Annotated in this window: 15 protein-coding genes and 2 pseudogenes; 9 read left to right on the plus strand and 8 right to left on the minus strand. The window is 66.3% G+C overall.

What is annotated here, in order from left to right; genetic code table 11:
- Nucleotides 1-173: 173 nt before the first annotated feature.
- Nucleotides 174-5,066: pseudogene (locus ABE546_RS03230) on the minus strand (NAD-glutamate dehydrogenase domain-containing protein); the annotation flags it as partial.
- A gap of 347 nt (nt 5,067-5,413) precedes the next feature.
- Between ABE546_RS03230 and ABE546_RS03235 the strand changes: the two are divergent.
- Genes ABE546_RS03235 through ABE546_RS03245 form a run of 3 tightly spaced genes read left to right on the plus strand, consistent with a single transcriptional unit; the run spans nt 5,414 to nt 10,539 of the window.
- Entirely contained in the window at nt 5,414-6,073 is a 660-nt protein-coding gene (locus ABE546_RS03235; RefSeq protein ID WP_313210664.1) for a TetR/AcrR family transcriptional regulator, read from the plus strand.
- Nucleotides 6,073-7,350, plus strand: coding sequence for an efflux RND transporter periplasmic adaptor subunit (locus ABE546_RS03240; RefSeq protein WP_346462678.1), 1,278 nt, complete (start codon nt 6,073-6,075; stop codon nt 7,348-7,350). The genes ABE546_RS03235 and ABE546_RS03240 overlap by 1 nt, the downstream gene beginning before the upstream one ends.
- A gap of 15 nt (nt 7,351-7,365) precedes the next feature.
- Nucleotides 7,366-10,539: a multidrug efflux RND transporter permease subunit gene (locus ABE546_RS03245; protein ID WP_313210660.1), complete on the plus strand. Its 3,174-nt coding sequence runs from the start codon at nt 7,366-7,368 to the stop codon at nt 10,537-10,539.
- Nucleotides 10,540-10,824: 285 nt separating this feature from the next.
- On the opposite strand, the gene ABE546_RS03250 is transcribed toward ABE546_RS03245, so the two are convergent.
- A complete protein-coding gene (locus tag ABE546_RS03250) occupies nt 10,825-11,118 on the minus strand; it encodes a hypothetical protein (RefSeq protein ID WP_346462679.1) in 294 nt (97 codons plus the stop codon).
- A 106-nt stretch (nt 11,119-11,224) separates the two neighbouring features.
- Nucleotides 11,225-12,373, minus strand: coding sequence for an acyl-CoA dehydrogenase family protein (locus ABE546_RS03255; protein WP_313210656.1), 1,149 nt, complete (start codon nt 12,371-12,373; stop codon nt 11,225-11,227).
- Between the two features lie 148 nt (nt 12,374-12,521).
- On the opposite strand from ABE546_RS03255, the gene ABE546_RS03260 reads away from it, so the two are divergent.
- The 6 genes and pseudogenes from ABE546_RS03260 (at nt 12,522) to ABE546_RS03285 (ending at nt 20,101) form a co-directional block, all read left to right on the plus strand.
- Nucleotides 12,522-13,451, plus strand: coding sequence for a metalloregulator ArsR/SmtB family transcription factor (locus ABE546_RS03260; protein WP_121037902.1), 930 nt, complete (start codon nt 12,522-12,524; stop codon nt 13,449-13,451).
- A gap of 9 nt (nt 13,452-13,460) precedes the next feature.
- The gene (locus ABE546_RS03265; RefSeq protein WP_313210653.1) at nt 13,461-14,567 is read left to right on the plus strand and encodes a homocysteine S-methyltransferase family protein; all 1,107 of its coding nucleotides are present in this window, start codon (nt 13,461-13,463) and stop codon (nt 14,565-14,567) included.
- Between the two features lie 33 nt (nt 14,568-14,600).
- A pseudogene (gene metH, locus ABE546_RS03270) lies at nt 14,601-17,315 on the plus strand (methionine synthase); the annotation flags it as partial.
- A gap of 145 nt (nt 17,316-17,460) precedes the next feature.
- Nucleotides 17,461-18,651, plus strand: coding sequence for an MFS transporter (locus ABE546_RS03275; RefSeq protein ID WP_346462680.1), 1,191 nt, complete (start codon nt 17,461-17,463; stop codon nt 18,649-18,651).
- A gap of 89 nt (nt 18,652-18,740) precedes the next feature.
- Nucleotides 18,741-19,781, plus strand: a complete 1,041-nt coding sequence (locus ABE546_RS03280; protein WP_346462681.1) for an amidohydrolase family protein — start codon at nt 18,741-18,743, stop codon at nt 19,779-19,781.
- A complete protein-coding gene (locus ABE546_RS03285) occupies nt 19,754-20,101 on the plus strand; it encodes an amidohydrolase family protein (protein ID WP_346462682.1) in 348 nt (115 codons plus the stop codon). The genes ABE546_RS03280 and ABE546_RS03285 overlap by 28 nt, the downstream gene beginning before the upstream one ends.
- A gap of 16 nt (nt 20,102-20,117) precedes the next feature.
- Here ABE546_RS03285 and ABE546_RS03290 read toward each other — a convergent pair whose 3' ends face one another.
- The 5 genes from ABE546_RS03290 to ABE546_RS03310 all read right to left on the minus strand — a co-directional run bounded on the left by ABE546_RS03290 (nt 20,118) and on the right by ABE546_RS03310 (nt 25,553).
- A complete protein-coding gene (locus ABE546_RS03290) occupies nt 20,118-22,202 on the minus strand; it encodes an acyltransferase family protein (RefSeq protein WP_346462683.1) in 2,085 nt (694 codons plus the stop codon).
- Nucleotides 22,203-22,269: 67 nt separating this feature from the next.
- A complete protein-coding gene (locus tag ABE546_RS03295; protein ID WP_313212773.1) occupies nt 22,270-22,959 on the minus strand; it encodes a DUF2058 family protein in 690 nt (229 codons plus the stop codon).
- Nucleotides 22,960-22,968: 9 nt separating this feature from the next.
- The gene (locus ABE546_RS03300) at nt 22,969-23,208 is read right to left on the minus strand and encodes a SlyX family protein (protein WP_019185948.1); all 240 of its coding nucleotides are present in this window, start codon (nt 23,206-23,208) and stop codon (nt 22,969-22,971) included.
- Nucleotides 23,201-24,550, minus strand: a complete 1,350-nt coding sequence (locus ABE546_RS03305) for a UDP-glucose/GDP-mannose dehydrogenase family protein (protein WP_346462684.1) — start codon at nt 24,548-24,550, stop codon at nt 23,201-23,203. Before ABE546_RS03305 ends, ABE546_RS03300 begins: the two co-directional genes overlap by 8 nt.
- Nucleotides 24,551-24,572: 22 nt before the next feature.
- A complete protein-coding gene (locus ABE546_RS03310) occupies nt 24,573-25,553 on the minus strand; it encodes an FKBP-type peptidyl-prolyl cis-trans isomerase (protein ID WP_313212775.1) in 981 nt (326 codons plus the stop codon).
- Between the last annotated feature and the right edge of the window lie 55 nt (nt 25,554-25,608).

Here is a 25,608-nt window from a genome sequence, read left to right on the forward strand (position 1 = left end):
GTGTTTCTCATGCAATGCCGTTACCGGCCCCCGCCCATCCCTCTGGAGCAGAGCCCCCCTGAGTCAGGGGGGCGCGCCGAAGGCGCGGGGGTCTGGAAGCATCGTTTGCATGGGGCCCACGGTTTGCAAGGCAAACCGTGGGGCGTCAGCGCGAATGCGCCAACGCACCATGCTTACGCACCATGCGAAGCCAGCTGACCCAGGCGCTGGACCGCGACCGAAACGGTCGGGTAGTCCAGGGTCTTCTGCTCGGCCAGTTCGGCCAGCATCGCCAGGGTGAAGCGCAGGCTGCTGTCGTCGCGGCCCATCCAGGCGGCGACCTTGGCTTCCGCGCTGCTGCCCTTCATCGACAGGACCTGGGCAGCCAGGTTGCGATGGTGGGCCGCCAGCTCGTCACGCAGCACGCCACGGGCCACGGCGTGCCAGCGGCCGTTGACCTCCAGCGCGTCGATCTGCTCGAACAGCCACGGCAACTGCAGGGCGTCGCCCAGGCGGAAGTGGACCTTGGAGACGTCCACCGGCTTGAGCTTGCGGGTGCGAGCCAGTTCGATGATGTCGAACGCCGGCTCCAGGAACTGCAGTTCCGAGAGCTGCTGCGACAACGCCGGCGGCAGGCCCTTGTCCTTCCACTCCTGCACGCTTGCCTCGTAGGCCGGGCGCTGCGAATCCGGCAGCACGCCCGAGGCGTCGCGGATGTCGTTGAACGCGGCCTGGTAGCGGTTGACGGCTTCGGTGATGCCCGGCATGGCGCCCGGGCGCGAGAGCAGCCAGCGCACGAACGAACGCTGCAGCTTCCAGATCACTTCCAGCGCATCGATCTGCACCGACTCCGGCAGCGTGCCGTCGAGGGCGTCGATCTGTGCCCACAGCGCGCGTGCGTCCAGCGTTTCACGGCTGATCGTGTACGCCTTGGCGACCTCGGCCACGGTGCGGCCGGTGTCTTCCTGCATGCGCATCAGGAAGGTGGCGCCCATGCGGTTGATGGTCTGGTTGGTCACGGCCGTGGCGATGATTTCGCGCTTCAGGCGGTGACGTTCCATCGCGTCGGCGTACTTCTTCTGCAGCGGCGTCGGGAAGTAGCGCTGCAGTTCCTTGGACAGGTACGGATCTTCCGGAATGTCCGACTCAAGCAGCTGCTGGAAGGCCACCAGCTTGGAGTAGGACAACAGCACCGACAGTTCCGGACGGGTCAGGCCCTGGCCACGCGCCTTGCGTGCGGACAGTTCTGCATCCGAGGGCAGGTACTCGATCTGGCGATCCAGCAGGCCCTGCTGTTCCAGCGTGCGGATGAAGTGCTGCTTGGAACCCAGGCGCTTGACCGCCATGCGTTCCATCAGGCTCAGCGCCTGGTTCTGACGGTAGTTGTCCATCAGCACCAGCGCGGCTACTTCGTCGGTCATCGAGGCCAGCAGCTTGTTGCGCTGTTCAACGGTCAACTTCTTGGCCCGCACCACATCGTTGAGCAGGATCTTGATGTTGACTTCGTGATCGGAGGTGTCCACACCGGCCGAGTTGTCGATGAAGTCGGTGTTGAGCAGCACGCCGGCCTGCGCGGCTTCGATACGGCCCAGCTGGGTCATGCCCAGGTTGCCGCCCTCGCCCACCACCTTGCAGCGCAGCTCGCCGCCATTGACGCGCAGCGCGTTGTTGGCGCGGTCGCCGACATCGCTGTGCTGCTCGCTGGCCGCCTTGACGTAGGTACCGATGCCGCCGTTCCACAGCAGGTCGACCGGCGACTTCAGGATCGCGCTCATCAGGTCGTTCGGGGTCATCGACTTGATGCCCTCGTCCAGGCCGAGTACCTCACGGACCTGCGGGGTGATCTCGATGGACTTCAGCGTACGCGGGTACACGCCACCGCCCTTGCTGATCAGCTTGGCATCGTAATCGGCCCAGCTGGAGCGCGGCACGGTGAACAGACGCTCACGCTCGACGAAGGTCGTGGCCGCATCCGGGTTCGGGTCCAGGAAGATGTGGCGGTGATCGAATGCCGCGACCAGGCGGATATGGCGCGACAGCAGCATGCCGTTGCCGAACACGTCGCCGGACATGTCGCCCACGCCGACCGCGGTGAAGTCCTGGCTCTGGCTGTCACGGCCCAGCGCACGGAAGTGGCGCTTGACCGACTCCCACGCACCACGTGCGGTGATGCCCATGCCCTTGTGGTCGTAACCGACCGAGCCACCGGAGGCGAACGCGTCGCCCATCCAGAAGCCGTGCGCCACGGCCAGCCCGTTGGCGATGTCGGAGAAGGTCGCGGTGCCCTTGTCGGCGGCCACCACCAGATACGGGTCGTCCATGTCGTGGCGGACCACGTCCACCGGCGGCACGATCTTGTTGTTGACGATGTTGTCGGTGATGTCCAGCAGGCCCTGGATGAACAGCTTGTAGCAGGCCACGCCGTTGGCGAACACCGCATCACGGTCACCGTTCACCGGCGGCATCTTGGCGAAGAAACCGCCCTTCGCGCCGACCGGCACGATCACGGTGTTCTTGACCATCTGTGCCTTGACCAGGCCCAGCACCTCGGTACGGAAATCTTCGCGACGATCCGACCAGCGCAGGCCACCACGGGCCACGGCGCCGAAGCGCAGGTGGGTACCTTCCACGCGCGGGCCGTACACGAAGATTTCGCGGTACGGACGCGGCTTGGGCAGGTCCGGCACCAGCGCCGAATCGAACTTGAAGCTGATGACGTGGCCCGGACGGCCCTCGGCATCGGTCTGGTAGTAGCTGGTGCGCAGGGTCGCATCGATCACGCCCATGAAGCTGCGCAGGATGCGGTCTTCATCGAGGCTGGAGACGCGGTCCATCAGCTTGAGCAGCGCATCGCGCGCGGCGTCCATCTGCACGGTGCGGTCGCCCTTGCGCGCATCGACCACGGTCTTGAGCACTTTCAGGGTGGCTTCGTCACCGCCGGCGAGCACGGTCAGATGCGCGCGCAGCTGGGCCTGGCCCTCGGCGATCGCGTCCTTGCTCTCGTGGCCGGTGGCCGGATCGAAGCGCGCTTCGAACAGCTCCACCAGCAGACGGGCCAGCAGCGGGTAGCGGGTGAAGGTGCCTTCCACATAGGCCTGCGAGAACGGCACGCCGGTCTGCAGCAGGTACTTGCAGTAGCCACGCAGCATCGCCACCTGGCGCCAGTGCAGGCCGGCCGCGAGCACGAGGCGGTTGAAGCCGTCGTTCTCGGCATCGCCGTGCCACACGCGGGCGAAGGTTTCACCGAAGGCGGCATCGACGCTCGGCGCATCGATCGCACCAGCCACCGATTCCACTTCGAAGTCCTGCACATACACCGGGGCGTTATCGACCGTCAGACGGTACGGACGCTCGGCGATGACACGCAGGCCCATGTTTTCCATCATCGGCAACGCATCGGACAGCGGAATGTCGTCCAGCTGGCGGTACAGCTTCAGGCGCAGGCCATCGCCGCCTTCGCGCTGCACGGCCTGCAGGCTCAGGCGCAGGTCGTCCGGACCGGTCAGCGCGTCGAGCTGGCTGACGTCGTTGGCGGCGATCTCGGTGCTGGAGTCTTCGATGTAACCGGCCGGCAACGCCTTGCCGATACGCGCCGCGATGCGCAGGCCTTCGCCCTCACCGTGACGGGCCACCAGCGCTTCGCGCAGATCGTCCTGCCAGTTGCGCAGCACCTGGGCCAGTTTCTGCTCCAGTGCGCTGGTATCCACTTCCAGGGTCTGGCCAGCCTTCGGGCGCACGATCAGGTGCACCTGGGCCAGCGGCGACTCACCGAGCACGACCGAGCTGTCCACGTACTCGCCCTGCAGGGCATCCTTGAGCATGGCTTCGATGCGCAGGCGCACATCGGTGTTGAAGCGTTCGCGCGGCAGGTACACCAGCGCGGAGATGAAACGGCTGTACTTGTCACGGCGCAGGAACAGACGGCTGCGCACGCGCTCCTGCAGGCCCAGCACGCCCATGGCGGTGCGGAACAGCTCATCTTCGCTGGACTGGAACAGCTCTTCGCGCGGCAGGGTTTCCAGAATGTGGCGCAGGGCCTTGCCGCTGTGGCTGCTCGGTGCCAGGCCGGACTTGCTCATCACGTATTCGTGGCGCTGACGCACCAGCGGGATCTCCCACGGGCGGCGGTTGTACGCGCTGGAGGTGAACAGGCCCAGGAAGCGCTGCTCGCCGATGATCTTGCCCTTGGCGTCGAATTCGAGCACGCCGATGTAATCCATGTAACCGGCGCGATGCACGCGCGAGCGGGCATTGGTCTTGGTCAGGATCAGCGCGTCCTTCAACCCGGTGGTGGCATTGAGGCCCTGCGCAGCGAGCGTCTTGACCGGACGGGCAGCGGACTTGTCCTGCCCGCGCATCAGGCCCAGGCCGGTGTCGTTGAGCGGCGCCAGCACGTCTTCCTTGCCCTGCTTCTCCACGCGGTACTCGCGGTAGCCGAAGAAGGTGAAGTGGTTGTCGGCGGCCCAGCGCAGGAATTCCTGCGCTTCGGCGCGCGAGGCGGCATCCACCGGCAGCTGGCGGCTGCCCAGGTCGTCGGCCAGGCTCTGGGCCTTGGCACGCATCGCGTCCCAATCGCGGACGATGGCACGCACCTCGTCCAGCGCCTTGATGATGGCCTTCTCGACGTCGGCCATGGCCTCGGCCGGCTGGCGGTCGATCTCCAGCAGCATCACCGATTCGGCGGTGCCGTCGCTGACACCGGTCAGCTTGCCGGCCTTGTCACGGGCGAAGCGGATCACCGGGTGACCCAGTACATGCACGCCCACGCCATGCTCGGCCAGCGACATCGTCACCGTGTCGACCAGGAACGGCATATCGTCGTTGACGATCTGCAACACCGTATGCGGCGACTCCCACCCGTTGCTCTTCAGCGTCGGGTTGAACACGCGGACGTTGGCCTTGCCGGACTTGCGCACACGCGCGAATTCCAGCGTGTCCGCTGCCAGTGCGGCCCACTCCTCGGCGCTGTGGTGCGGGAACTCGTCCGCCTCCATGCGCTTGTAGAAGTCGGCGGCAAAAGCCACTGCCTCGGCCTGCCCGGCCGCCGGGTAGCGCTTGCGCAAGGCCGTGTACACCGGCTCCAGCGAGAAGCCCACTGGCGAAACAGTCTGCGTATCGGCTGGTTTGGATTTGTTTTTCACGGTCTTGGCTGCTGGTTTTTGCGGTTTCATGACGGAGCGGTGCGTGATGCTCAGTTGGGAAAATGAAATTGTAGGCCTACCGCACAGAAATACCTTGCTGCAGGACGGAATAAGGTCTTTCGGGTTGGGTCCCGTTTACATCGGCACGATCAATTCGGCCGAGTACGGATCAACGCATCGGGGTTTCCTCCGACGCAGCATCGGCCGCTTCCGTTGCCACTTGACGTTGGCTATCAAACGCCGCTGAAAAACAAGGCTTCTACAATTCTGAACTGGACGGTATAGTCCACCCCGTGACTCCCCCACCCCCCGCCGCCAGCACCCTGGACGCGCGCGATCACCGCGTGTTCGATGCCGTGCGCGAACTGCTTGCCAGCCAGGGCATGCAACTGAGCATGGACGCGGTGGCACAGCACGCTGGATGTTCCAAGCAGACCCTCTACAGCCGTTATGGCAATAAACAGGAACTGCTGAAGCGGGTGATGCAGCGGCACGTCTGCCGCGCCACCGCTGGGCTGCGCTCACTCGACGGTGACGACCTGCGCGGCAGTCTGCTGCGGTTCGCCAACGACTATCTGGATCACTTCAACCAGCCGCATGTGGTCCAGGCCCGCCGCCTGATCGCCGCCGAGTCCAGTCAGTTCCCGCAGGAAGCCCGTACGCTCTACCAGAACGGGGCCGGAGCCTTGGCACTTCATGTTTCTGAATGGCTGGCAACGCGTTCCGCCGAGGGTCAGCTGAGGCATGACGACCCGCACTTCATGGCTGAACTGCTATTGAGCATGATCGCCGGCTTGGATTTCGAGAAACAGCGTTTCCACATCCCCCACCGCGATGACGCCGCCGTGCGCCGCCGCTGGGCAGAATTCTCCGTCGACAGCTTCCTGCGCGCATTCGCTGCGCCCGATGCGGCCACGGCTTCGTATTCAAACCAACACCGGAGCTTCTCCTGATGATCGCCCCACTCCGCACCCTTGCCCTGACGTGCGCAGTCGCCCTTGCGTTGACCGCCTGCAAAAAGGAAGAGCAGCAGGCCCCGCCGCCGCCGGAGGTGGGCGTGATCGAGGCCAAGCCGCAGACCCTGCCGCTGCAGCGTGAGCTGGTCGGCCGTCTGTCGCCGTTCCGCAGCGCCGATGTGCGCGCCCGCGTCCCAGGCGTGCTGCTCAAGCGCGTCTATCAGGAAGGCTCGGATGTGAAGGAAGGCCAGGTGCTGTTCCTGATCGACCCGGCGCCGCTGCGTGCAGCACTCAATGCCTCCCAGGCCGAGCTGGCGTCGGCGCAGGCCACCGCCGCCAACGCCAAGGCCGCCGCCAACCGCGCCCGCTCGCTGGCCCCGCAGGCTTACGTCTCCAAGTCCGACCTGGATGCGGCCGAAGCCACCGAGCGCACTGCCGCTGCCGCCGTGCAGCAGGCCCAGGCCTCGCTGGCCAGCGCGCGGATCAACCTGGGCTATGCCGAAGTGCGCTCGCCGATCAGCGGCCGCGCCGGCAAGCAGCAGGTCACTGAAGGTGCGCTGGTTGGCCAGGGCGATGTGACCCTGCTGACCACCGTGGATCAGCTCGACCCGCTGTACGTGAACTTCTCGATGAGCGTGGACGAACTGACCCAGATGCGCGCGGCCCAGGCCAAGGGCGCCCTGGCGCTGAGCGGGGACGGCAAATCCACGGTGCAGGTGAAGCTGGCCGACGGCACGGTCTATGACCAGCCGGGCACGCTGGACTTCTCCTCGACCACGGTCGACCCGGCCACCGGCGCGGTCTCGCTGCGCGCGGTACTGCCCAACCCGCAGCAGATCCTGCTGCCGGGCGCCTTCGTCAGCTTCCAGGCGACCCTGGGTGAGCGCAACAACGCCTACCTGGTGCCCCTGCAGGCGCTGCAGCGCGACACCACCGGCGGCTACGTGCTGGTGGTGGGCAAGGACGGCAAGGTCGCCCGCAAGAATGTGAAGAGCGAAGGCCAGCAGGGCAGCAACTGGCTGCTCAGCGGCGGCCTGGATGCCGGTGATCAGGTCATCGTGGCCGGCGTACAGAAGGTCAAGGAAGGCGAACCGGCCAAGGCTGCCCCGTGGAACCCGGCCGCCGGCAACGGCAATGGCCAGGCCCCGGCGGGTGCTGCTCCGGCAGGGGCCGCTCCGGCGGCTGCCGCCAAGCCTGATGCCGCGGCCGCCCCGGCCGATGCCGCCGCCGCACAGTCCGACGCCGCTCCGGCTGCCGAACCGAACAAGCAATAACGGGAATCCTCCGTCATGCCTAAATTTTTCATTGAACACCCGGTATTCGCCTGGGTGGTCGCGATCCTGATCTCGCTTGCGGGCGTGATCTCGATCCTGGGTCTGGGCGTGGAGTCCTACCCGAGCATCGCGCCTCCCCAGGTGACGGTGAGCGCCACCTACCCCGGCGCCAGCGCCGACACCGCTGAAAAGTCGGTCACCCAGGTGATCGAGCAGCAGCTGACCGGTATCGATCACCTGCTGTACTTCAGCTCGTCCTCGGCCTCCAACGGCCGCGTCACCATCACCCTGACCTTCGAAACCGGCACCGATGCCGATATCGCCCAGGTCCAGGTGCAGAACAAGGTCTCGCTGGCAACGCCTCGCCTGCCCACTGAAGTGACCCAGCAGGGCGTGGTGGTGGCCAAGGCCAACGCCGGCTTCCTGATGGTGGTGGCCCTGCAGTCCGACAGCGCCTCGATCGACCGCGATGCGCTCAACGACATCGTCGGTTCGCGCGTGCTCGACCAGATCTCGCGTATCCCCGGCGTGGGCAGCACCCAGCAGTTCGGTTCCGAGTACGCCATGAACATCTGGCTCAACCCGGAAAAGATGCAGGGTTATGGCTTGTCGGCCACGCAGGTGCTGGCCGCGATCAAGGACCAGAACGTGCAGTTCGCGGCCGGTTCGCTGGGCTCGGATCCCTCGCCCGAGGGGCACTACTTCACCGCGACCGTGTCGGCCGAAGGCCGCTTCAGCTCGCCGGAAGAGTTCGAGAACATCATCCTGCGCGCCAATGCAGACGGCTCGCGCGTGCTGCTCAAGGACATCGCCCGGATCGCCTTCGGTGCGAACAACTACGGCTTTGACACCCAGTACAATGGCAAGCCGACCGGTGCATTCGCGATCCAGCTGCTGCCGGGCGCCAACGCGCTGAACGTGGCCAATGCGGTCACCTCGAAGATGGACGAGCTCAAGCCGAGCTTCCCGGCCGGTGTCAGCTGGTTCTCGCCGTACGACAGCACCACCTTCGTGAAGATCTCGATCGAGGAAGTGGTCAAGACCCTGATCGAAGCGGTCGTGCTGGTCTTCCTGGTGATGCTGATCTTCCTGCAGAACTTCCGCGCCACGCTGATCCCGACCCTGGTCATCCCGGTCGCACTGCTGGGCACGTTCCTGGGCATGAGCATCATCGGCTTCACCATCAACCAGCTGACGCTGTTTGCGATGGTGCTGGCGATCGGCATCGTGGTCGATGACGCCATCGTGGTCATCGAGAATGTCGAACGCATCATGACCGAGGAGAAGCTGCCGCCCAAGGCCGCCACCCAGAAGGCCATGACCCAGATCACCGGTGCGGTGGTGGCCATCACCGTCGTGCTGGCAGCGGTGTTCATTCCGTCGGCCCTGCAGGGCGGCGCCGCCGGTGAGATCTACAAGCAGTTCGCGCTGACGATCGCCATCGCGATGGCCTTCTCGGCTTTCCTGGCCCTGGGCTTCACCCCGGCGCTGTGCGCGACGTTCCTCAAGCCGACGCACAACGACAACCCGAACATCGTCTACCGCACCTTCAACAAGTACTACGACAAGGTCAGCAACACCTACGTGGGCCACATCACCTCGGCGGTGAAGCATGCCCCGCGCTGGATGATCCTGTTCGTGGTGCTGACCGCGCTGTGCGGCTTCCTGTTCACGCGCATGCCGGGCAGCTTCCTGCCGGAAGAAGACCAGGGCTATGCGCTGGCGATCGTGCAGCTGCCGCCGGGCTCGACCAAGTCGCAGACCAACCACGCCTTTGCCCAGATGCGCGGCATCCTGGAAAAGCAGGATGGCTTCGAAGGCATGCTGCAGGTGGCCGGTTTCAGCTTCGTCGGCTCCGGTGAAAACGTGGGCATGGGCTTCATCCGCCTCAAGCCCTGGGCGGACCGCGACATCACGGTGCCCGAGTTCATCAACAACATGAACGGCGCGTTCTTCGGCATCAAGGAAGCGCAGATCTTCGTGGTCAACCTGCCGACCGTGCAGGGCCTGGGTCAGTTCGGCGGCTTCGACATGTGGCTGCAGGACCGTGGCGGCGTGGGCTATGAGCAGCTGACGCAGGCCCGCAACATCCTGCTCGGCAAGGCAGCGCAGGAAAGCGACCTGCTGACCGGCGTGCGCCCGAACGGCCTGGAAAACGCCCCGCAGCTGCAGTTGCACGTGGATCGCGTGCAGGCGCAGACCATGGGTCTGTCGGTCTCGGACGTCTACAGCACCATCCAGCTGATGCTGGCCCCGGTGTACGTCAACGACTTCTTCTATGAAGGCCGCATCAAGCGCGTGACCCTGCAGGCCGATGGCCCGTACCGCACCGGTGCGGAGTCGTTGAACAGCTTCTACACGCCCAGCACGCTGCAGACCAACGCCGACGGTACGCAGGCGATGATTCCGCTGAGCACCGTGGTGAAGTCCGAGTGGGTGTCCGCCCCGCCGTCGCTGAGCCGCTACAACGGTTACTCGGCGGTCAACATCGTCGGTTCGCAGGCGGAAGGCCGCAGCTCGGGCGAGGCGATGCAGGCGATGGAACGGATCGTCAACGACGACCTGCCGGCCGGCTTCGGCTACGACTGGTCGGGCATGTCCTACCAGGAAATCCTGGCCGGCAACGCCGCGACCCTGCTGCTGGTGCTGTCCATCGTGGTGGTGTTCCTCTGCCTGGCCGCACTGTATGAAAGCTGGTCGATCCCGGTGGCGGTGCTGCTGGTGGTGCCGCTGGGTGTCCTCGGCGCCCTGGCCTTCTCGCTCGCCCGTGGTCTGCCGAACGATCTGTACTTCAAGATCGGCCTGATCACGGTGATCGGCCTGGCGGCGAAGAACGCGATCCTGATCGTGGAGTTCGCGGTGGAGCAACGGGCGGCGGGCAAGAACCTGCGCGAGGCGACCATCGAAGCCTCCCGCCTGCGTTTCCGCCCGATCCTGATGACCTCGTTCGCCTTCATCATGGGCGTGGTGCCGATGGCCATCTCCACCGGTGCCGGCGCCAACGCACGTCACGCGATCGGTACCGGCGTGATTGGCGGCATGGTGTTCGCCACCTTCCTGGGTCTGCTGATGATCCCGGTGTTCTTCGTGGTGGTCCGCCGCATGCTGGGTGACAAGCTGGACGAACCGTCCAAGGAGTTCCTGGAGCGCCAGGGCGAAGCCAACACGGCGCACCGTCCGGATCGTTGATCCGGCGGTGACGCCCTGAAACGGAAAAGCCCCGGCGCGAGCCGGGGCTTTTTTGTGGGCGGTGCATGACGGGTAGAGCCACACCATGTGTGGCTGACCGGAAGCGATGCCGGTAGTGCCGGCCGCTGGCCGGCTCCTCCGGTTGCCCGGGAAGGGCCGCCTGGTTGCCGGCCAGCGGCCGGCACTGCCCTGTCCTACATGCACCGCCTGGTTGCCGGCCAGCGGCCGGCACTACCATGTCCTACATGCACCGCCTGGTTGCCGGCCAGCGGCCGGCACTACCGCTCAGCGCAGCAGCGCCACCGCCGCGCAGGCGACCACGATCGCCAGCGACGGCCACTGCATCGGCAGGTAGAAGAAATGATGGCGGGCAGGCTCGCCCTTCGCGCGCGGGCCGCGGTTGAGCACCAGGCCGAGCACGACATTGATTGCTGCGCCAATGCCGAATCCGATCAGCAACTGGGTCAGTGAGGTATTGCCCTTGGCAACGGCAGGGTCGGGCCACAGCCACATCAGCAGCAGCAAGGTGGCGATGGGGGTGAGCAGGGTCAGGAAACCTGCGCCTCGGTAAATCAGCATGGGGATGTCCGGCAAAAAACGAGGGCACATTCTGCCTCACCCGCGTGCCGACCAACGGTCGGCACCTACCGGGCAGGCCACGACCGATGGCCGTGGCCCCGCACTCTCAGCGCAGACCGGTCTCGTTGCGCGCGATCACCAGACGCTGGATCTCCGAGGTGCCCTCGTAGATTTCGGTGATCTTCGCATCACGGAAGTAACGCTCCAGCGGCATTTCCTTGGAGTAGCCCATGCCGCCGTGGATCTGCACGGCCTGGTGGGTGATCCACATCGCCGCTTCCGAGGCGGTCAGCTTGGCGATCGCTGCTTCGTTGCTGAAGCGCTTGCCCTGCCCCTTCACCCACGCCGCGCGCAGCGTCAGCAGCAGCGCTGCATCCAGCTTGCACTTCATGTCGGCGATCTTGGCCTGGGTCATCTGGAAGGTGCCGATCGCCGCGCCGAAAGCCTTGCGGTCCTTCACGTATTCGATCGTCGCTTCGTACGCCGCACGGGCGATGCCGATCGCCTGCGAGGCGATGCCGATACGGCCGGCGTCGAGCACGCCCATGGCGATCTTGAAGCCCTCGCCTTCCTTGCCCAGCACGTCATCGGCGTCCGCCACGTAATCCTGGAACTCGATTTCGCAGGTGGCCGAGGCACGGATGCCCAGCTTCGGCTCGGTCTTGCCGCGATGGAAGCCGGCCTTGTCGGTGTCGATCATGAAGGCGGTGATGCCACGCGCGCCCTGTTCCGGATCGGTCATCGCAAACAGCACGATGTACTTGGCCACCGGGCCGGAGGTGATCCAGCTCTTCTTGCCGTTGATCACGTAGGTGCCGTCGGCCTGCTTGACCGCGCGGCAGCGCATGGCCGTCGCATCTGACCCGGACTGCGGCTCGGTCAGCGCGAACGCGCCGATGGCCTCGCCCTCGGCGATGGCGCGCACATACTTCTGCTTCTGCGCTTCGCTGCCGTGGGTCAGGATGCCGTTGCAGAACAGCGAGTTGTTGACCGACATGATCGTCGAATGCGCAGCGTCTCCGGCGGCGACCTCCACCATCGCCAGGACGTAGGCGATCGGGTCCATGCCCGCACCGCCGTAGGCTTCGGGCACTTCAATGCCCATCAGACCGTTCTCGCCCAGCAGGCGGATGTTCTCCAGCGGGAACTCGCCGGTGCGGTCGTGGTGTTCGGCGCTGGGCGCGATTTTTTCCTGCGCGATTCGGCGCGCAACGTCCTGCAGCATCAACTGCTCTTCGGTAAAGCTGAAATCCACAACACCCTCCCGGGTACAGAGTGATAAGGGCCACAGTGCGCGCGGCCCGGTCGGGCGATTGTACCGGGGGGCGGGGAAAGCACGCCTGACTTGACCGCACCGCCGCCAAAGGACGAAAATATCTCTATATCGCGATAGGTAGATATTTATGGATCTCGAGGACTGGTCCGTCCGGCTGAAAGTGTTTGCCGACGCCACCCGGGTGCGCCTGCTGGCGCTGCTGGAACAGGAAGAACTCACCGTGGCCGAGCTGTCGGCCATCACCACGCTGGCGCAGCCGCGGGTGTCCACCCACCTGGCCCGACTCAAGGAAGCCGGCCTGGTACGCGACCGTCGCTCCGGCGTCTCGGCGTATTACCGCTTCGATGACGCCGCGCTGGATCCGGCGCAGCGCGCATTGTGGCATGCCCTGAGCACCGGCAGCGACGACCCGCTGCTGCGCCAGGATGCTGAACGCGTTGCTGCCGTCATGGCCAGCCGTGCGGCGGACCAGAACTGGGCCGACAGCGTCGCCGGCGACATGGAACGCCATTATTCCCCGGGCCGCACCTGGGAGGCGCTGGCACGCACCGCCCTGCCGTTGCTGGAAACCGGTGACGTGCTCGATATCGCCTCCGGTGACGGCGTGCTGGCCGAGCTTGTGGCGCCGCACGCCAAGCGCTACATCTGTATCGACACCAGCGCGCGCGTGGTCGCCGCTGCCAGCGAGCGCCTGCGCCGGCTGGCCAACGTGGAAGTGCGCGAAGGCGATATGCATGCCCTGCCCTTCCCCGACCAGAGCTTCGACCTGGTGGTGCTGATGCACGCACTGACCTATGCGGCCAAGCCGGCCCAGGCCGTCGCCGAGGGTGCGCGCGTGCTGCGCCCGGGCGGTCGCCTGCTGCTGTGCAGCCTGGCCCGTCACGAGCACCGTGCGGCCGTGGATGCCTATGGCCACGTCAACCTCGGCTTCAGCGACAAGGAACTGCGCAAGTTCGTGGAGAAGGCCGGCCTGGTCGTCTCCAGCCTGGAAACCGTGACCCGCGAGAAGCGCCCGCCGCATTTCGAAGTCATTTCGCTGATCGCCAGCAAGCCCTGAGGTCTGCCCATGCCATCCCTGCCCTGGCTCCACCCCGACCGCGTGCACGCGCTGGAAACGGCGCTGGCCCAGCGCATCCTGATCATCGATGGCGCCATGGGCACGATGATCCAGCGGCATGGGCTGGAAGAGGACGATTACCGCGGCGCGCGCTTCGCCGGCGGTTACGACCACCAGCACGGGCCCGGCTGCGACCATGCCGCGCCCGGCGACACGCCGCAGGGACATGACCTCAAGGGCAACAACGACCTGCTGTTGTTGACCCGCCCGGAGGTGATCGGCGGCATCCATACCGCGTACCTGGAAGCCGGCGCCGATCTGGTCGAGACCAATACGTTCAACGCGACCTCGGTCAGCCAGGCCGACTATCACCTTGAACACCTGGTCTACGAGCTCAACAAAGCCGGTGCCGCAGTAGCGCGCGCCTGCTGCGATGCGGTCGCGGCGACCACGCCGGGCAAGCCGCGCTTCGTGATCGGGGTGCTCGGCCCGACCAGCCGCACCGCGTCGATCAGCCCGGACGTGAACGATCCGGGTTTCCGCAATACCAGCTTCGATGCGCTGCGCGAGACCTACCGCGAGGCCATCGATGGGCTGATCGACGGCGGTGCCGACACCCTGATGGTGGAAACCATCTTCGATACGCTCAACGCCAAGGCCGCGCTGTTCGCCATCGAAGAAGTGTTCGACGCCCGCGGTGGTCGGCTGCCGGTGATGATCTCCGGCACGATCACCGATGCCTCCGGGCGCACCCTGTCCGGGCAGACGGCCGAGGCGTTCTACGCCTCGGTCGCGCACGGCCGGCCGCTGTCGATCGGGCTGAACTGCGCGCTCGGTGCCAGCGACATGCGGCCCCACGTGGAAACCTTGTCCACGGTGGCCGAGTGTCTGGTCAGCGCGCATCCCAATGCCGGCCTGCCCAATGCGTTCGGTGAGTACGACGAAACCCCGGAAGAAATGGCCACCACGCTGCGCGAATTCGCCAGCGCCGGTCTGCTCAACCTGGTGGGCGGCTGCTGCGGCACCACCCCGGCACATATCCGTGCCATCGCCGAAGCGGTGGCGGATCTGCCGCCGCGCCGCCTGCCCGCGCCACCGCTGGAAGACGCGGCATGACCGCATCCGCCCCACGCTCCCGTTGTCGTTGACCTTCCTCCGCCAGCCCGTGCCCGCCTGCCCATGACGTCTTCCCGCCACACCCGCCTGTCCGGTCTCGAGCCGCTGGTCATCACCCCGGACCTGCTGTTCGTCAACATCGGTGAGCGCACCAACGTCACCGGCAGCGCGCAGTTCCGCAAGCTGGTGAAGGAAGAGCGCTACGAGGAGGCGGTGGAAGTGGCGCGCCAGCAGGTCGCCAACGGCGCGCAGATTCTCGACGTCAACATGGACGAGGGCCTGATCGATTCCGAAAAGGCGATGACGCGCTACCTCAACCTGATCATGTCCGAGCCGGACATCGCCCGGATTCCGGTGATGGTCGACTCCTCCAAGTGGAGCGTGATCGAAGCGGGGCTGAAGTGCCTGCAGGGCAAGAGCGTGGTCAACTCGATCTCGCTCAAGGAAGGCGAAGCGCAGTTCATCGAACAGGCGCGCAAGGTACTGCGTTACGGCGCGGCGGCCGTGGTGATGGCCTTCGATGAAGAAGGTCAGGCCGATACGTGCGCGCGCAAGGTCGAGATCTGCACCCGCGCCTACCGGGTCCTGACCGAGCAGGTCGGCTTCCCGCCACAGGACATCATCTTCGACCCGAACATCTTCGCCGTCGCCACCGGCATCGAAGAACACGACAACTACGCGGTCGACTTCATCGAAGCCACCCGCATCATCAAGCGGACGTTGCCGCACTGCCATGTCTCCGGCGGCGTCTCCAACGTGTCGTTCTCCTTCCGCGGCAATGAAACCGTGCGCCAGGCGATCCACTCGGTGTTCCTGTTCCATGCCATCGGCGCGGGCATGGACATGGGCATCGTCAACGCCGGCGCGATGCCGATCTACGATGATCTCGACGCCGAGCTGCGCGAGCGCGTGGAGGATGTGATCCTCAACCGCCGCAGCGATGGCACCGAGCGCCTGCTGGAGATCGCCGAGCGCTACAAGGGCAAGAAGGGCGAAGTGCGCGGCGAAGACCTGGCCTGGCGCGAGAAGCCGGTCAATGACCGCCTTGCCCATGCGCTGGTGCACGGCATGGATGCGTGGGTCGAGCAGGACACCGAAGAGGCGCGTGCGCGTTCGACCCGTCCGCTGGATGTGATCGAAGGGCCGCTGATGGACGGCATGAACATCGTGGGCGACCTGTTTGGCGCCGGCAAGATGTTCCTGCCGCAGGTGGTCAAATCCGCACGCGTGATGAAGAAGGCGGTGGCCTACCTGCTGCCGTACATCGAGGCGGAAAAGGCCCGCAGCGGCGACACCGCCAAGAGCAACGGCAAGATCATCATGGCCACGGTCAAGGGTGACGTGCACGACATCGGCAAGAACATCGTCGGTGTGGTCCTGGCCTGCAACAACTTCGACGTGGTCGATCTGGGCGTGATGGTCCCGGCGCAGAAGATCCTGGACGCCGCGCGCGCCGAGAACGCCGACATCATCGGCCTGTCCGGCCTGATCACGCCCTCGCTGGAAGAGATGAGCCACGTCGCCCGCGAGATGGAGCGCCAGGGCTTCACCATGCCGCTGATGATCGGCGGTGCGACCACCTCGCGCGCGCACACCGCGCTGAAGATCGACCCGCATTACAAGGCGCCCACGGTGTGGGTGAAGGATGCCTCGCGCGCGGTCGGCGTGGCGCAATCGCTGATCTCGCGTGAGCTGCGCGATGCCTTCGTGGCCGCCAACGAGGCCGACTACGCCGACATCCGCCAACGCCACCGCAACCGTGGCGACGCCAAGCGGTTGGTCACCCTCGCCAAGGCACGCGCCCAGCGATTCGTGGGCGACTGGGCCAACTACACACCGCCGGCGCCGCGCAAGCCGGGCCTGCATGTGCTCGACGATTACCCACTGGCCGACCTGGTCGAGGTGATCGACTGGACCCCGTTCTTCCAGGCCTGGGAACTGGCCGGCAAGTTCCCGGCGATCCTGACCGATGAGATCGTCGGCCCGCAGGCCACTGATCTGTACCAGGACGCCCGCGCGATGCTCACCCGCATCGTCGAGGAAAAGTGGCTGACCGCCAAGGCCGTGTTTGGCCTGTGGCCAGCCAACAGCGTCGGCGATGACGTGCACCTGCGCACGGACAACGGCCCGGCGGTGCTGCACTTCCTGCGCCAGCAGGTGGACAAGCCGGTCGAACGCCCGGATTTCTGCCTGGCCGATTTCATCGCCCCGGCCGACAGCGGCAAGCAGGATTGGATCGGTGCGTTCGCGGTGACCGCCGGCATCGGCATCGACCCGCACGTGGCCCGCTTCGAGGCCGATCACGACGATTACAACGCGATCCTGCTCAAGGCGCTGGCCGACCGCCTGGCCGAAGCGCTGGCCGAGCGCCTGCACCAGCACGTGCGCATGGATTACTGGGGCTACCAGCCCGATGAGCAGCTGGACAACGAATCGCTGATCGCCGAAAAGTACGCCGGCATCCGTCCTGCCCCGGGCTATCCGGCCTGCCCGGAACACAGCGAGAAGGCCACGCTGTTCCGCTTGCTGGATGCCGAGCGCAACGCGGACATGCAGCTGACCGAGAGCTTTGCGATGCTGCCAACCGCGGCGGTGTCGGGCTATTACTTCAGCCACCCGCAGAGCCAGTATTTCGTGGTCGGCCGGGTCACCCGTGAGCAGGTGGTCGACTATGCCAAGCGCAAAGGCGTGGACCGCGTGCAGGCCGAGCGCTGGCTGGCCTCGAACCTGGATTACGATCCGGAATGACCGCGTCACCCGACCAACGGTCGGGTGCTACCGGCGTGATGGATTGACGGTGTCGCTCGTTTGCCCGACCCACGGTCGGGTGCTACCGGCATAATGCACGGGTAGGCACCCACTGTTGGCGGGTGCGCGCCCTCCGAGACCCTGCATGACCGCCCTCCCCCGCGACGCCGTACCGGCCGTCCGCCTGTCGTCGTTCTACCTGTTCTATTACGCCGCCCTGGGCGCGTTCACGCCGTACTGGTCGTTGTTCCTGACCTCGCGTGGCATGAGCGTGACCGCGATCAGCGTGATGATGGGCATCTGGTACGCCACCCGCATCGTGGCCCCCACCACCTGGACCTCCCTCGCCGCCGCCTCGCCGCGCCCGATCTTCTGGCTGCGGCTGGGCTGCGTGCTCACCCTGCTGACCTTCTGCGCGTTCCTGCTGCCATTGCCGCAGCCGTGGCTGTACCCGGCGATGATCGCGTTCTGCTTCTTCTACAACGCGGTGATGCCGCAGTTCGAATCGATCACGTTGACGCACCTGGGCAGCGACAGCCATCGCTATGGGCTGATCCGGGTCTGGGGCTCGCTGGGCTTCATCGCCGTGGTGATGCTGTTCGGCTGGATCATCGAAGGCGACGGCGGTGCCGGCAACGCGCATCTGCTGCCGTGGTTGATGCTGCCGCTGTTCGGCCTGCTGACCGCCTCGGGCTTTGCCAACCACTACGCACGCAACCTGCAGCGCACTGACGGCGATGCCAGTGGCTTCTGGGCGATCGTGCGCAAGCCGCAGGTGCTGGCGTTCTTCCTGGCCGCGTTCATGGAGCAGCTGTCGTTCGGCCCGTACTACACGTTCTTTTCGGTCTACATGGATCACCACGGCTATGCGACCTCCACCCTGGGCGTGCTGTGGACGGTCGGGGTGGTGTTCGAAGTGGGCGTGTTCTTCACCATCGGGCGCTTCTTCCGGCGCTATGACGCCAGCTGGATGCTGCTGATCGCCCTGCTCAGTTCCACCGTGCGCTGGGCGGTCACCGCGCTGTTCCCGGAGAACCTGCCGGTGATGCTGGTCGCCCAGACCGCGCATGCACTGGGCTTCGCCGCCTTCTTCGCCGCCGCGATGCAGATGCTGGCCACCTACTTCCCCGGGCGCCTCAACGGCCATGGCCAGGGCTTGTTGTACGGCTTCTCCTCCGGGGTGGGCGGCGTGCTCGGCGCGCTGATCGCGGGCCAGTTGTGGCCGATCGATCAGGGCCGTACCGCGTTCCTCGCGGGCAGCGGGTTTGCGTTGGCCGGCGCCTTGCTGTGCTTCTTCGCGATCAGCCTGCCGCTGCTGCGCGCGCGCACGCGCTGATCATCCGCTGCCGGTAATGCCGGCCAGTGGCCGGCAACCCGATCCCCCGGATGGGGTAGGCTCAAGGCTCCCCCTGACTGGAGCCGCCGATGCGACCGACCCGCCTGTGGGCGCTGCTGCTTGCCGCCACCACCGCCCTGCCTGCCGCAGCCGAGCCGATCCTGTTCGACAATGCCCGTGTCTTCGATGGCACGCGCGACCTCGGCATCACACCGGTGCTGATCGACGGCGCGCGGATCGTGCATGTCGGCACGCCGCTGCCGGCGGCCGCCACGGGTGCGCGCCGCATCGATTACACCGGCAAGACCCTGTTGCCCGGCCTGGTCAGCGACCATGCCCATGTTGGCAACACGCAGGGGCTGGAGCACGGCGACCGTTTCTACACCCATGACAACGTGGTGCGTGACCTGCGCCAGTTCCAGCGCTACGGCATCACCACGGTGACGGCGCTGGGCATGAACGGCGCGGACTTTTTCGCCATCCGCCAAGCGGTGAACGCCGATCCCGGCCTGGGTGCGCAGCTGTATGGCGCCGGCGGCGGTATCGGCGCCCCGGATGGCGCACCCCCGGCAGATACCATGGGTCTGCGCCATGACCCGGTGGCACGGCCGCGCAACGCCGAGCAGGCGCGCGCGGCCGTGGCCATCCAGCACGCCGATGGCGTGGATCTGATCAAGCTGTGGGTCGATGATCTCGGCGGCAAGCGTCCGATGATGACCCCGGAGGTCTACCGCGCGGCCATCGCCGAAGCGCATGGGCGCGGGCTCAAGGTCGCCGCCCACATCCACGATCTCGAGCAGGCCCGCGACCTGGTCGATGCCAACGTCGACATCCTCGCCCACGGTATCCGCGACCGCGCGGTGGACCCGATGCTGGCGCGGAAGATGCGCGACCAGGGCACCTGGTACATCCCCACCATCGCCATCGACGAGGCCAACTACAGGTATGCAGAGCATCCGCTGCATTGCAGCAGCCCTTCCTGCGCCAGGCACTGCACGCCGATGTGCTGGCGCGCTGGTCGCAGCCGGAGTGGCAGCGCAGCCAGCTGGCCAGCGATGGCATACCGGCCGCACGCAAGGCGGTCGCAACCAATCTGGACAACGTGCGCCGCCTGCATGCGGCCGGGGTGAAGCTTGGCTTCGGCACCGATGCCGGCGCGATGCCGCAACGGGTGATCGGCGTGGCCGAACACCGGGAACTGCAGCTGTTGGTGGAGGCCGGGCTGACGCCCTCCGAAGCCTTGCAGGTCGCCACCACGCAAGCGGCGGCATTGCTGGGGCAGACCGACCGCGGCCGCATTGCCGCCGGCAAGCGCGCCGACCTGCTGGTGCTCGATGCCGATCCGCTGGTGGATATCGCCAACACGCAGCGCATTGGCGCGGTCTGGCAGGCGGGCCAGGAAGTCGCCGGGCCGATCGAAGCCGCTGCAGACACGGCTACCCGCGACTGATCGCGGGCGGTGTGATTCAGGGGGCGACGGCGGGCGCCGTCGTCTCCCACCGCTCCAAATGCGCCTGGAAATCCGGCAGCAGCAGACGATTGCCATAGCCGCTGAGATGGTCACCATCGAAGAACAGCGGCTTGCCCTCACGGGTCGGCAGGCATTGCTCGCCGGGGCACAGCAACGGCATCGGATCCCAGATCGACGCGCCGGGCAGACCTGCAGCCACCTGCTGCAGGCCGGCCAATACCGGGGCACGCAACTGCTCGATCTCGCTGCGCGGCACGGTCATGCCGTTGGCGCAGATCGGGTTGTGGCGGTTGAACACATCCGAGCACCGGTACGGGGGCGCTGGCAGCACGGGTTTGGGCGCTTCCAGCACGATGTGAACACCGCGATCGGCCAGCGGCCTGAGCTGCTCGATCCAGTGCGCGATTTCGGCGGTGCGGCCTGCATTGGCCGCCTCGCTCAGATGGTCGGCGCGAACCTGCGCGACATCGAACAGTGCGTACTGCTCAGACAGGCGCGGCAGCCGCAGCCCTGCCAACAGCACCACATCGCCCGGCTGCGCACGCGCCTGGATATCATCCAGCACATTGCGCGCATAGGCCTCGCAGGCCGGATTGGGCCCCTGCCAGGCGCGCAGCCCAACCAGCGCGCACCCTCCGCTGCCATACAGGCGGATCGGCGCTCCATCCCGCACAACCAGGCGCTGCAACATTTCGTGGTAGGCCAGCGCATGCGAATCACCGGCCACGAACAGTTGGCGGGTGGATGCGGTGCGTCCCGGGCACTCACCACGCTCATACAGACGCGCCTGCCCGCCCAGCACCGGCACGTTGCTGACCCGCACGCGGCAGTCCGGGATTTCCTTCTTCAGCCCCTTGGCATACGGGTACCAGTCCAGCGGGGCACGGCTGACCACACTGAGCGAGGTGTACTGCTGGGTCTTGACCAGCGCCGACTGCAGGCCGGCGCCGAGCACCAGTACGCCCAGCCCGACCACGACCCAGCGCGCGTTGCTGACGCGCCAGCGTGCCCCATGCCGCAGGGGCTGTTCCACCCAGCGCCACGACAGCCAGGACAACAGTGCCACGCACAGCAGCGCGGCGCCGCCGGTGGCCACCGTCTCCAGGCCCACCGTCCAGCGGAACAGCACGAAGACCGGCCAGTGCCACAGGTACAGCGAGTAGGACAGCCGACCGATCGTCACCATCGGCGTGGTCGCCAGCGCGCGCCCGATCCAGCCCCCGGGTGAGCGCTGCAGCAGGCCCAGCAACCCCAGCGTGCCCACCACCGGCCACAGCCCATCGATCCACGGCGAATGCCCCGGCCGTGCCGCCCACAACCCATAGCCCAGCGCCGCAAGGCTCAGCACCAGCAGCGGCGAGCGCCAGCTGATACCGCGCGGCGGAGCCGGTGGCGGCGTGAACCGGCCGCTCAGGGACAATAGCTGGAACAGCAGCACGCCAGCGCCCAGCTGCCAGAAGCGGGTGGTGGTCAGGTAGAACGCATCGATCTCATGACCGCCCTGCCGCGCGCGGAACACCGCGTACCCCAGCGATGCCACGGTTGCCACGCCGAACAGGCCCAGCGACAGCCAGCGCCCGCGCGGGCCTCTGGCCCACGCCAGGAACAACAGCGGGAACAGCAGGTAGAACTGCTCTTCCACACCCAGCGACCAGGTATGCGTGTACGGATTGAACTCGGTGCGCGGCGAGAAGTAGTCGTTGCCGGTGCTGGCCAGCACCCAGTTGCTCAGCCCGAAGAACGCCATCCGGCCGGTCTTGTCGCTGGTCTCGCTGAGCCAGGATTCGGGAATCAGCAACGCGCTGAGCATCGCCGTTACCAGCAGGCAGACCACCAGTGCCGGCGCGATGCGACGCATGCGGCGCGCATAGAAGCGTGCCAGCCCGGCCCAGCCGCCGACCGCCGGCAGGCGATCCACCGAGGCGCTGACCACGAAACCGGAGATGACGAAGAACACATCCACGCCAGTGAAGCCACCCGGCAACCAGCTCGCCTTGAGGTGATAGAGGATGACCGCCAGCACGGCGATCGCACGCAGGCCATCGATATGCGGGAAATACCCGGGACTGCGTTCCTGCATGGCCCTGCTCCTGACATGCAACGGGCGCCTGACGGCGCCCAGTGCGTTCAACAATGGTTGCGTTGGCTTACCAGACCAGGTCGTCGGGCACCTGGTACTGCGGATCGGCATACGGATCTTCACCGGCCGGCGCATCCGGATCGACCTTCAGCGCCACCGACGGTGCGAACACCGCTTCGGCGTCGGCCAGCACCGCGGCAGTCACCAGCACATAGCGGCCGTTCTGCTGCAGCACGCCGAGCTCGCCGGCATTGAGTGCCTTGAGCTGATCGGCGGTGACGTAGATGCGCTTGATCTTGCCGCCATAGGGGAAGTGGCGCGCGATGTCGGCCGCTTCAGCGTTGAGCGACTTGCCTTCCAGCAGGACCTCCAGCTTGGCCTTGGCTTCGCGACGCAGACGCGCTTCTTCCTGCTTCAGGCGCTCGGCCTCGATGCGGTCGTCTTTTTCCTTCTGCGCGCGGATCGCATACGCCTTGGCGAGGTCGATGTCCTCGCGCGAGCGCGGTTTGCCGGGTGCGCCCTGCGGCGGGCGGGCACCGGGGCGGCCCTTGCCCTGCGGGCGGCGGTCGCCGTCGCGGGCGGGGCGCTGGCCCTCGCCTGGCTTGCCGGCCGGGCGTGCGCCCTGCGGCTTGCCGGCCGGGCGGCCGTCACGGCGCGCGTCGGGTCGACGATCCGGCTTGCGGTCGTTGGTTCGTTCGGGTTTGGGCGCGGCTTTGAAGCCAAGGCCCAGCAGCTGGTCGCGGAGAGTATCGCTCATGACGTCAGATCAGTAATGCGGAGGCGGCGGCTCTTCGGCCGAATCGGAATACAACGCGGTGCGGACCTTGCCGAGGTCTTCGAGCAGGATACGGGTCAGGTCGGCATTGCGGTTGCCTTCCATGCGCGCATCGGCCAGGGCCTCGCTCAGTTCGGCCAACGCCTGCTCCTGGAAGGAGACGCGCATTTCCAGCTCGATCAGGCGTGCTTCCAGTGCCTGTTCGCGCTCGGAGGGTGTGGACTCATGCATTCAACGAACGTCCCCGGCCAATGCCGTAGTAAGCCAGGCCCGCGGCTTCGATGTCCTGCGGGTCGTACAGATTGCGGCCGTCAAACACGACCGCATCGTTGAGCATCTCGCGCAGGCGGACGAAATCCGGGCTGCGGAACTGCTTCCATTCGGTCACCACGACCAGCGCATCGGCGCCCTCGAGGGCGTCGTACGCGTTGTCGCAGAACACCAGATCATCGCGCTCGCCGAAAATGCGGCGCGCTTCTTCGGTCGCTTCCGGATCGTAGGCGCGCACCTGCGCCCCCGCCTCCCACAGCTGCGCCAGCAGGCGGCGACTGGAGGCTTCACGCATGTCATCGGTGTTGGGCTTGAACGCCAAGCCCCACACCGCGAAGGTCTTGCCGCGCACGCCTTCATCCTCGCCACGGTCGTAGTGGCGCTGGATCAGGGCGTACAGATGGCCCTTCTGGTGCTCGTTGACGGCTTCCACCGCGTTCAACAGCTTCGGCTCATGGCCATGCTGCTGGGCGGTCCGGGCCAGGGCCTGCACATCCTTGGGGAAGCACGAGCCGCCGTAGCCGGCGCCGGGATAGATGAAGTGCCAGCCGATGCGCGGATCCGAGCCGATGCCCTGACGGAGCTGTTCGATGTCGGCACCGACCTTCTCGGCGATATTGGCGATTTCGTTCATGAACGAAATCTTGGTCGCCAGCATCGCGTTGGCCGCGTACTTGGTCAGCTCCGCCGAGCGCACGTCCATCTCCACCACGCGGTCGTGATTGCGATTGAACGGCGCATACAGGCGGCGCATCAGCGCGACCGATTCGGGATTGGACGCGCCCACCACGATGCGGTCGGGCCGCATGCAGTCGGCGACCGCGTCACCTTCCTTGAGGAATTCGGGGTTGGAGACCACGTCGAACGCGATCTCCACGCCGCGCTCGGCCAGCGCCTGCGCGATGGCCTCACGGACTTTGTCGGCCGTGCCAACCGGCACGGTCGATTTGTTCACCACCACCACCGGCACGGTGATGTGCCGGCCGATGGTGCGGGCCACGGCCAGCACGTACTGCAGGTCGGCACTGCCGTCCTCGTCCGGTGGCGTGCCCACGGCAATGAAGATCACCTGGCCATGCGCGATCGCGGCGGCGGCGTCGGAGGTGAAGGTCAACCGCGACGCATCGTGGTTGGCCTTGACCATCGGTTCCAGGCCGGGCTCATAGATCGGGATGATCCCGTTGTTGAGGCCGTCGACCTTGGCCTGGTCGATATCGACACAGATCACCTGGTGGCCAACCTCGGCCAGGCAGGTACCCGTGACAAGACCGACGTAGCCGGTACCGAAAATCGCAACGCGCATGGGCGGTGGTGCTCCAGATCCGTTACGGCAGAACGTTCAGCAGCTCGACGTCGAACGTCAGCGTCGCGTTCGGACCGATCGGGCCGCCCGGGGTGCCCTGCTCGCCATAGGCCAGCTCGCCCGGAATCCAGAAGCGGTACTTCGAGCCGGTCGGCATCAGCGAAACGCCTTCGGACCAGCCCTTGATCACCTGGTCCAGACCGAACTCGATCGGCTGGCCACGCTGGTAGCTGCTGTCGAACACGGTGCCGTCGAGCAGCTTGCCTTCGTAGTTCACGCGCACCTTGCTGGTCGGCATCGGGCGCTCACCCGAACCCGGGCGCAGCACCTGGTACTGCAGACCCGAGGCGGTGGTCACCACGCCCGGCGCGGTCTTGTTCTTGGCCAGGAAGTTGTTGCCATCCACCCGGTTGGTACCGGCCTGGGCGGCGGACTTGGCGTCCATTTCAGCCTGCTTGCCCTTCATGAAGCCTTCCAGCGTGGCCTTGGCCTGCTCGGCCGTCATCTTCGGGGTGCCATTGTTGAAGGTGGTGCTGACCGCATCGAACAGCGCGTCCAGGTCCAGATCGTCCTTCAGCGGTGCCAGCGACGGGCCCACGGCGAAGCCGCCCAGCATCAGGCCGACCTTTTCACGGTCCACCTTCGGCGGCGCGGTGCCCGGCGCAACGCCCGGAACCGGCTGGCCGCTCTTGGCCATCACGGCCTGGCGCAGGGCGGCATCGGTCTTCTGCGCCTCTTCCTGGCTGATGAGCGGCTGCTTGCCTTCAAAGGCATTGGTCACACCGCGGCGCAGGGCGGCCAGGTCGATCTCGCTGGAAATCGGACCGAACGAATTGGCCACATCGATACCGATGGCGTAGCCGAGCTTTTCCCGTTGGGTGTTCAAAGTGGAAGTCTCCTTGACAGCCGCGCGGGCGGCTGGTTGTTGCGACATCGCGGTACCGGTGGCACCCATCGCCAGAATCAGAACCGACGCCGCGGCGCCGCGCATTCCCATCTTCATTCGCTGCATTCCTGGAAGTGACTGGACGCCGACGTCGGCGCGAAAGCAACCATTG

Origin of the sequence: Stenotrophomonas sp. TWI377 (assembly GCF_039674525.1) — a bacterium.
Taxonomy (GTDB): Bacteria; Pseudomonadota; Gammaproteobacteria; order Xanthomonadales; family Xanthomonadaceae; genus Stenotrophomonas.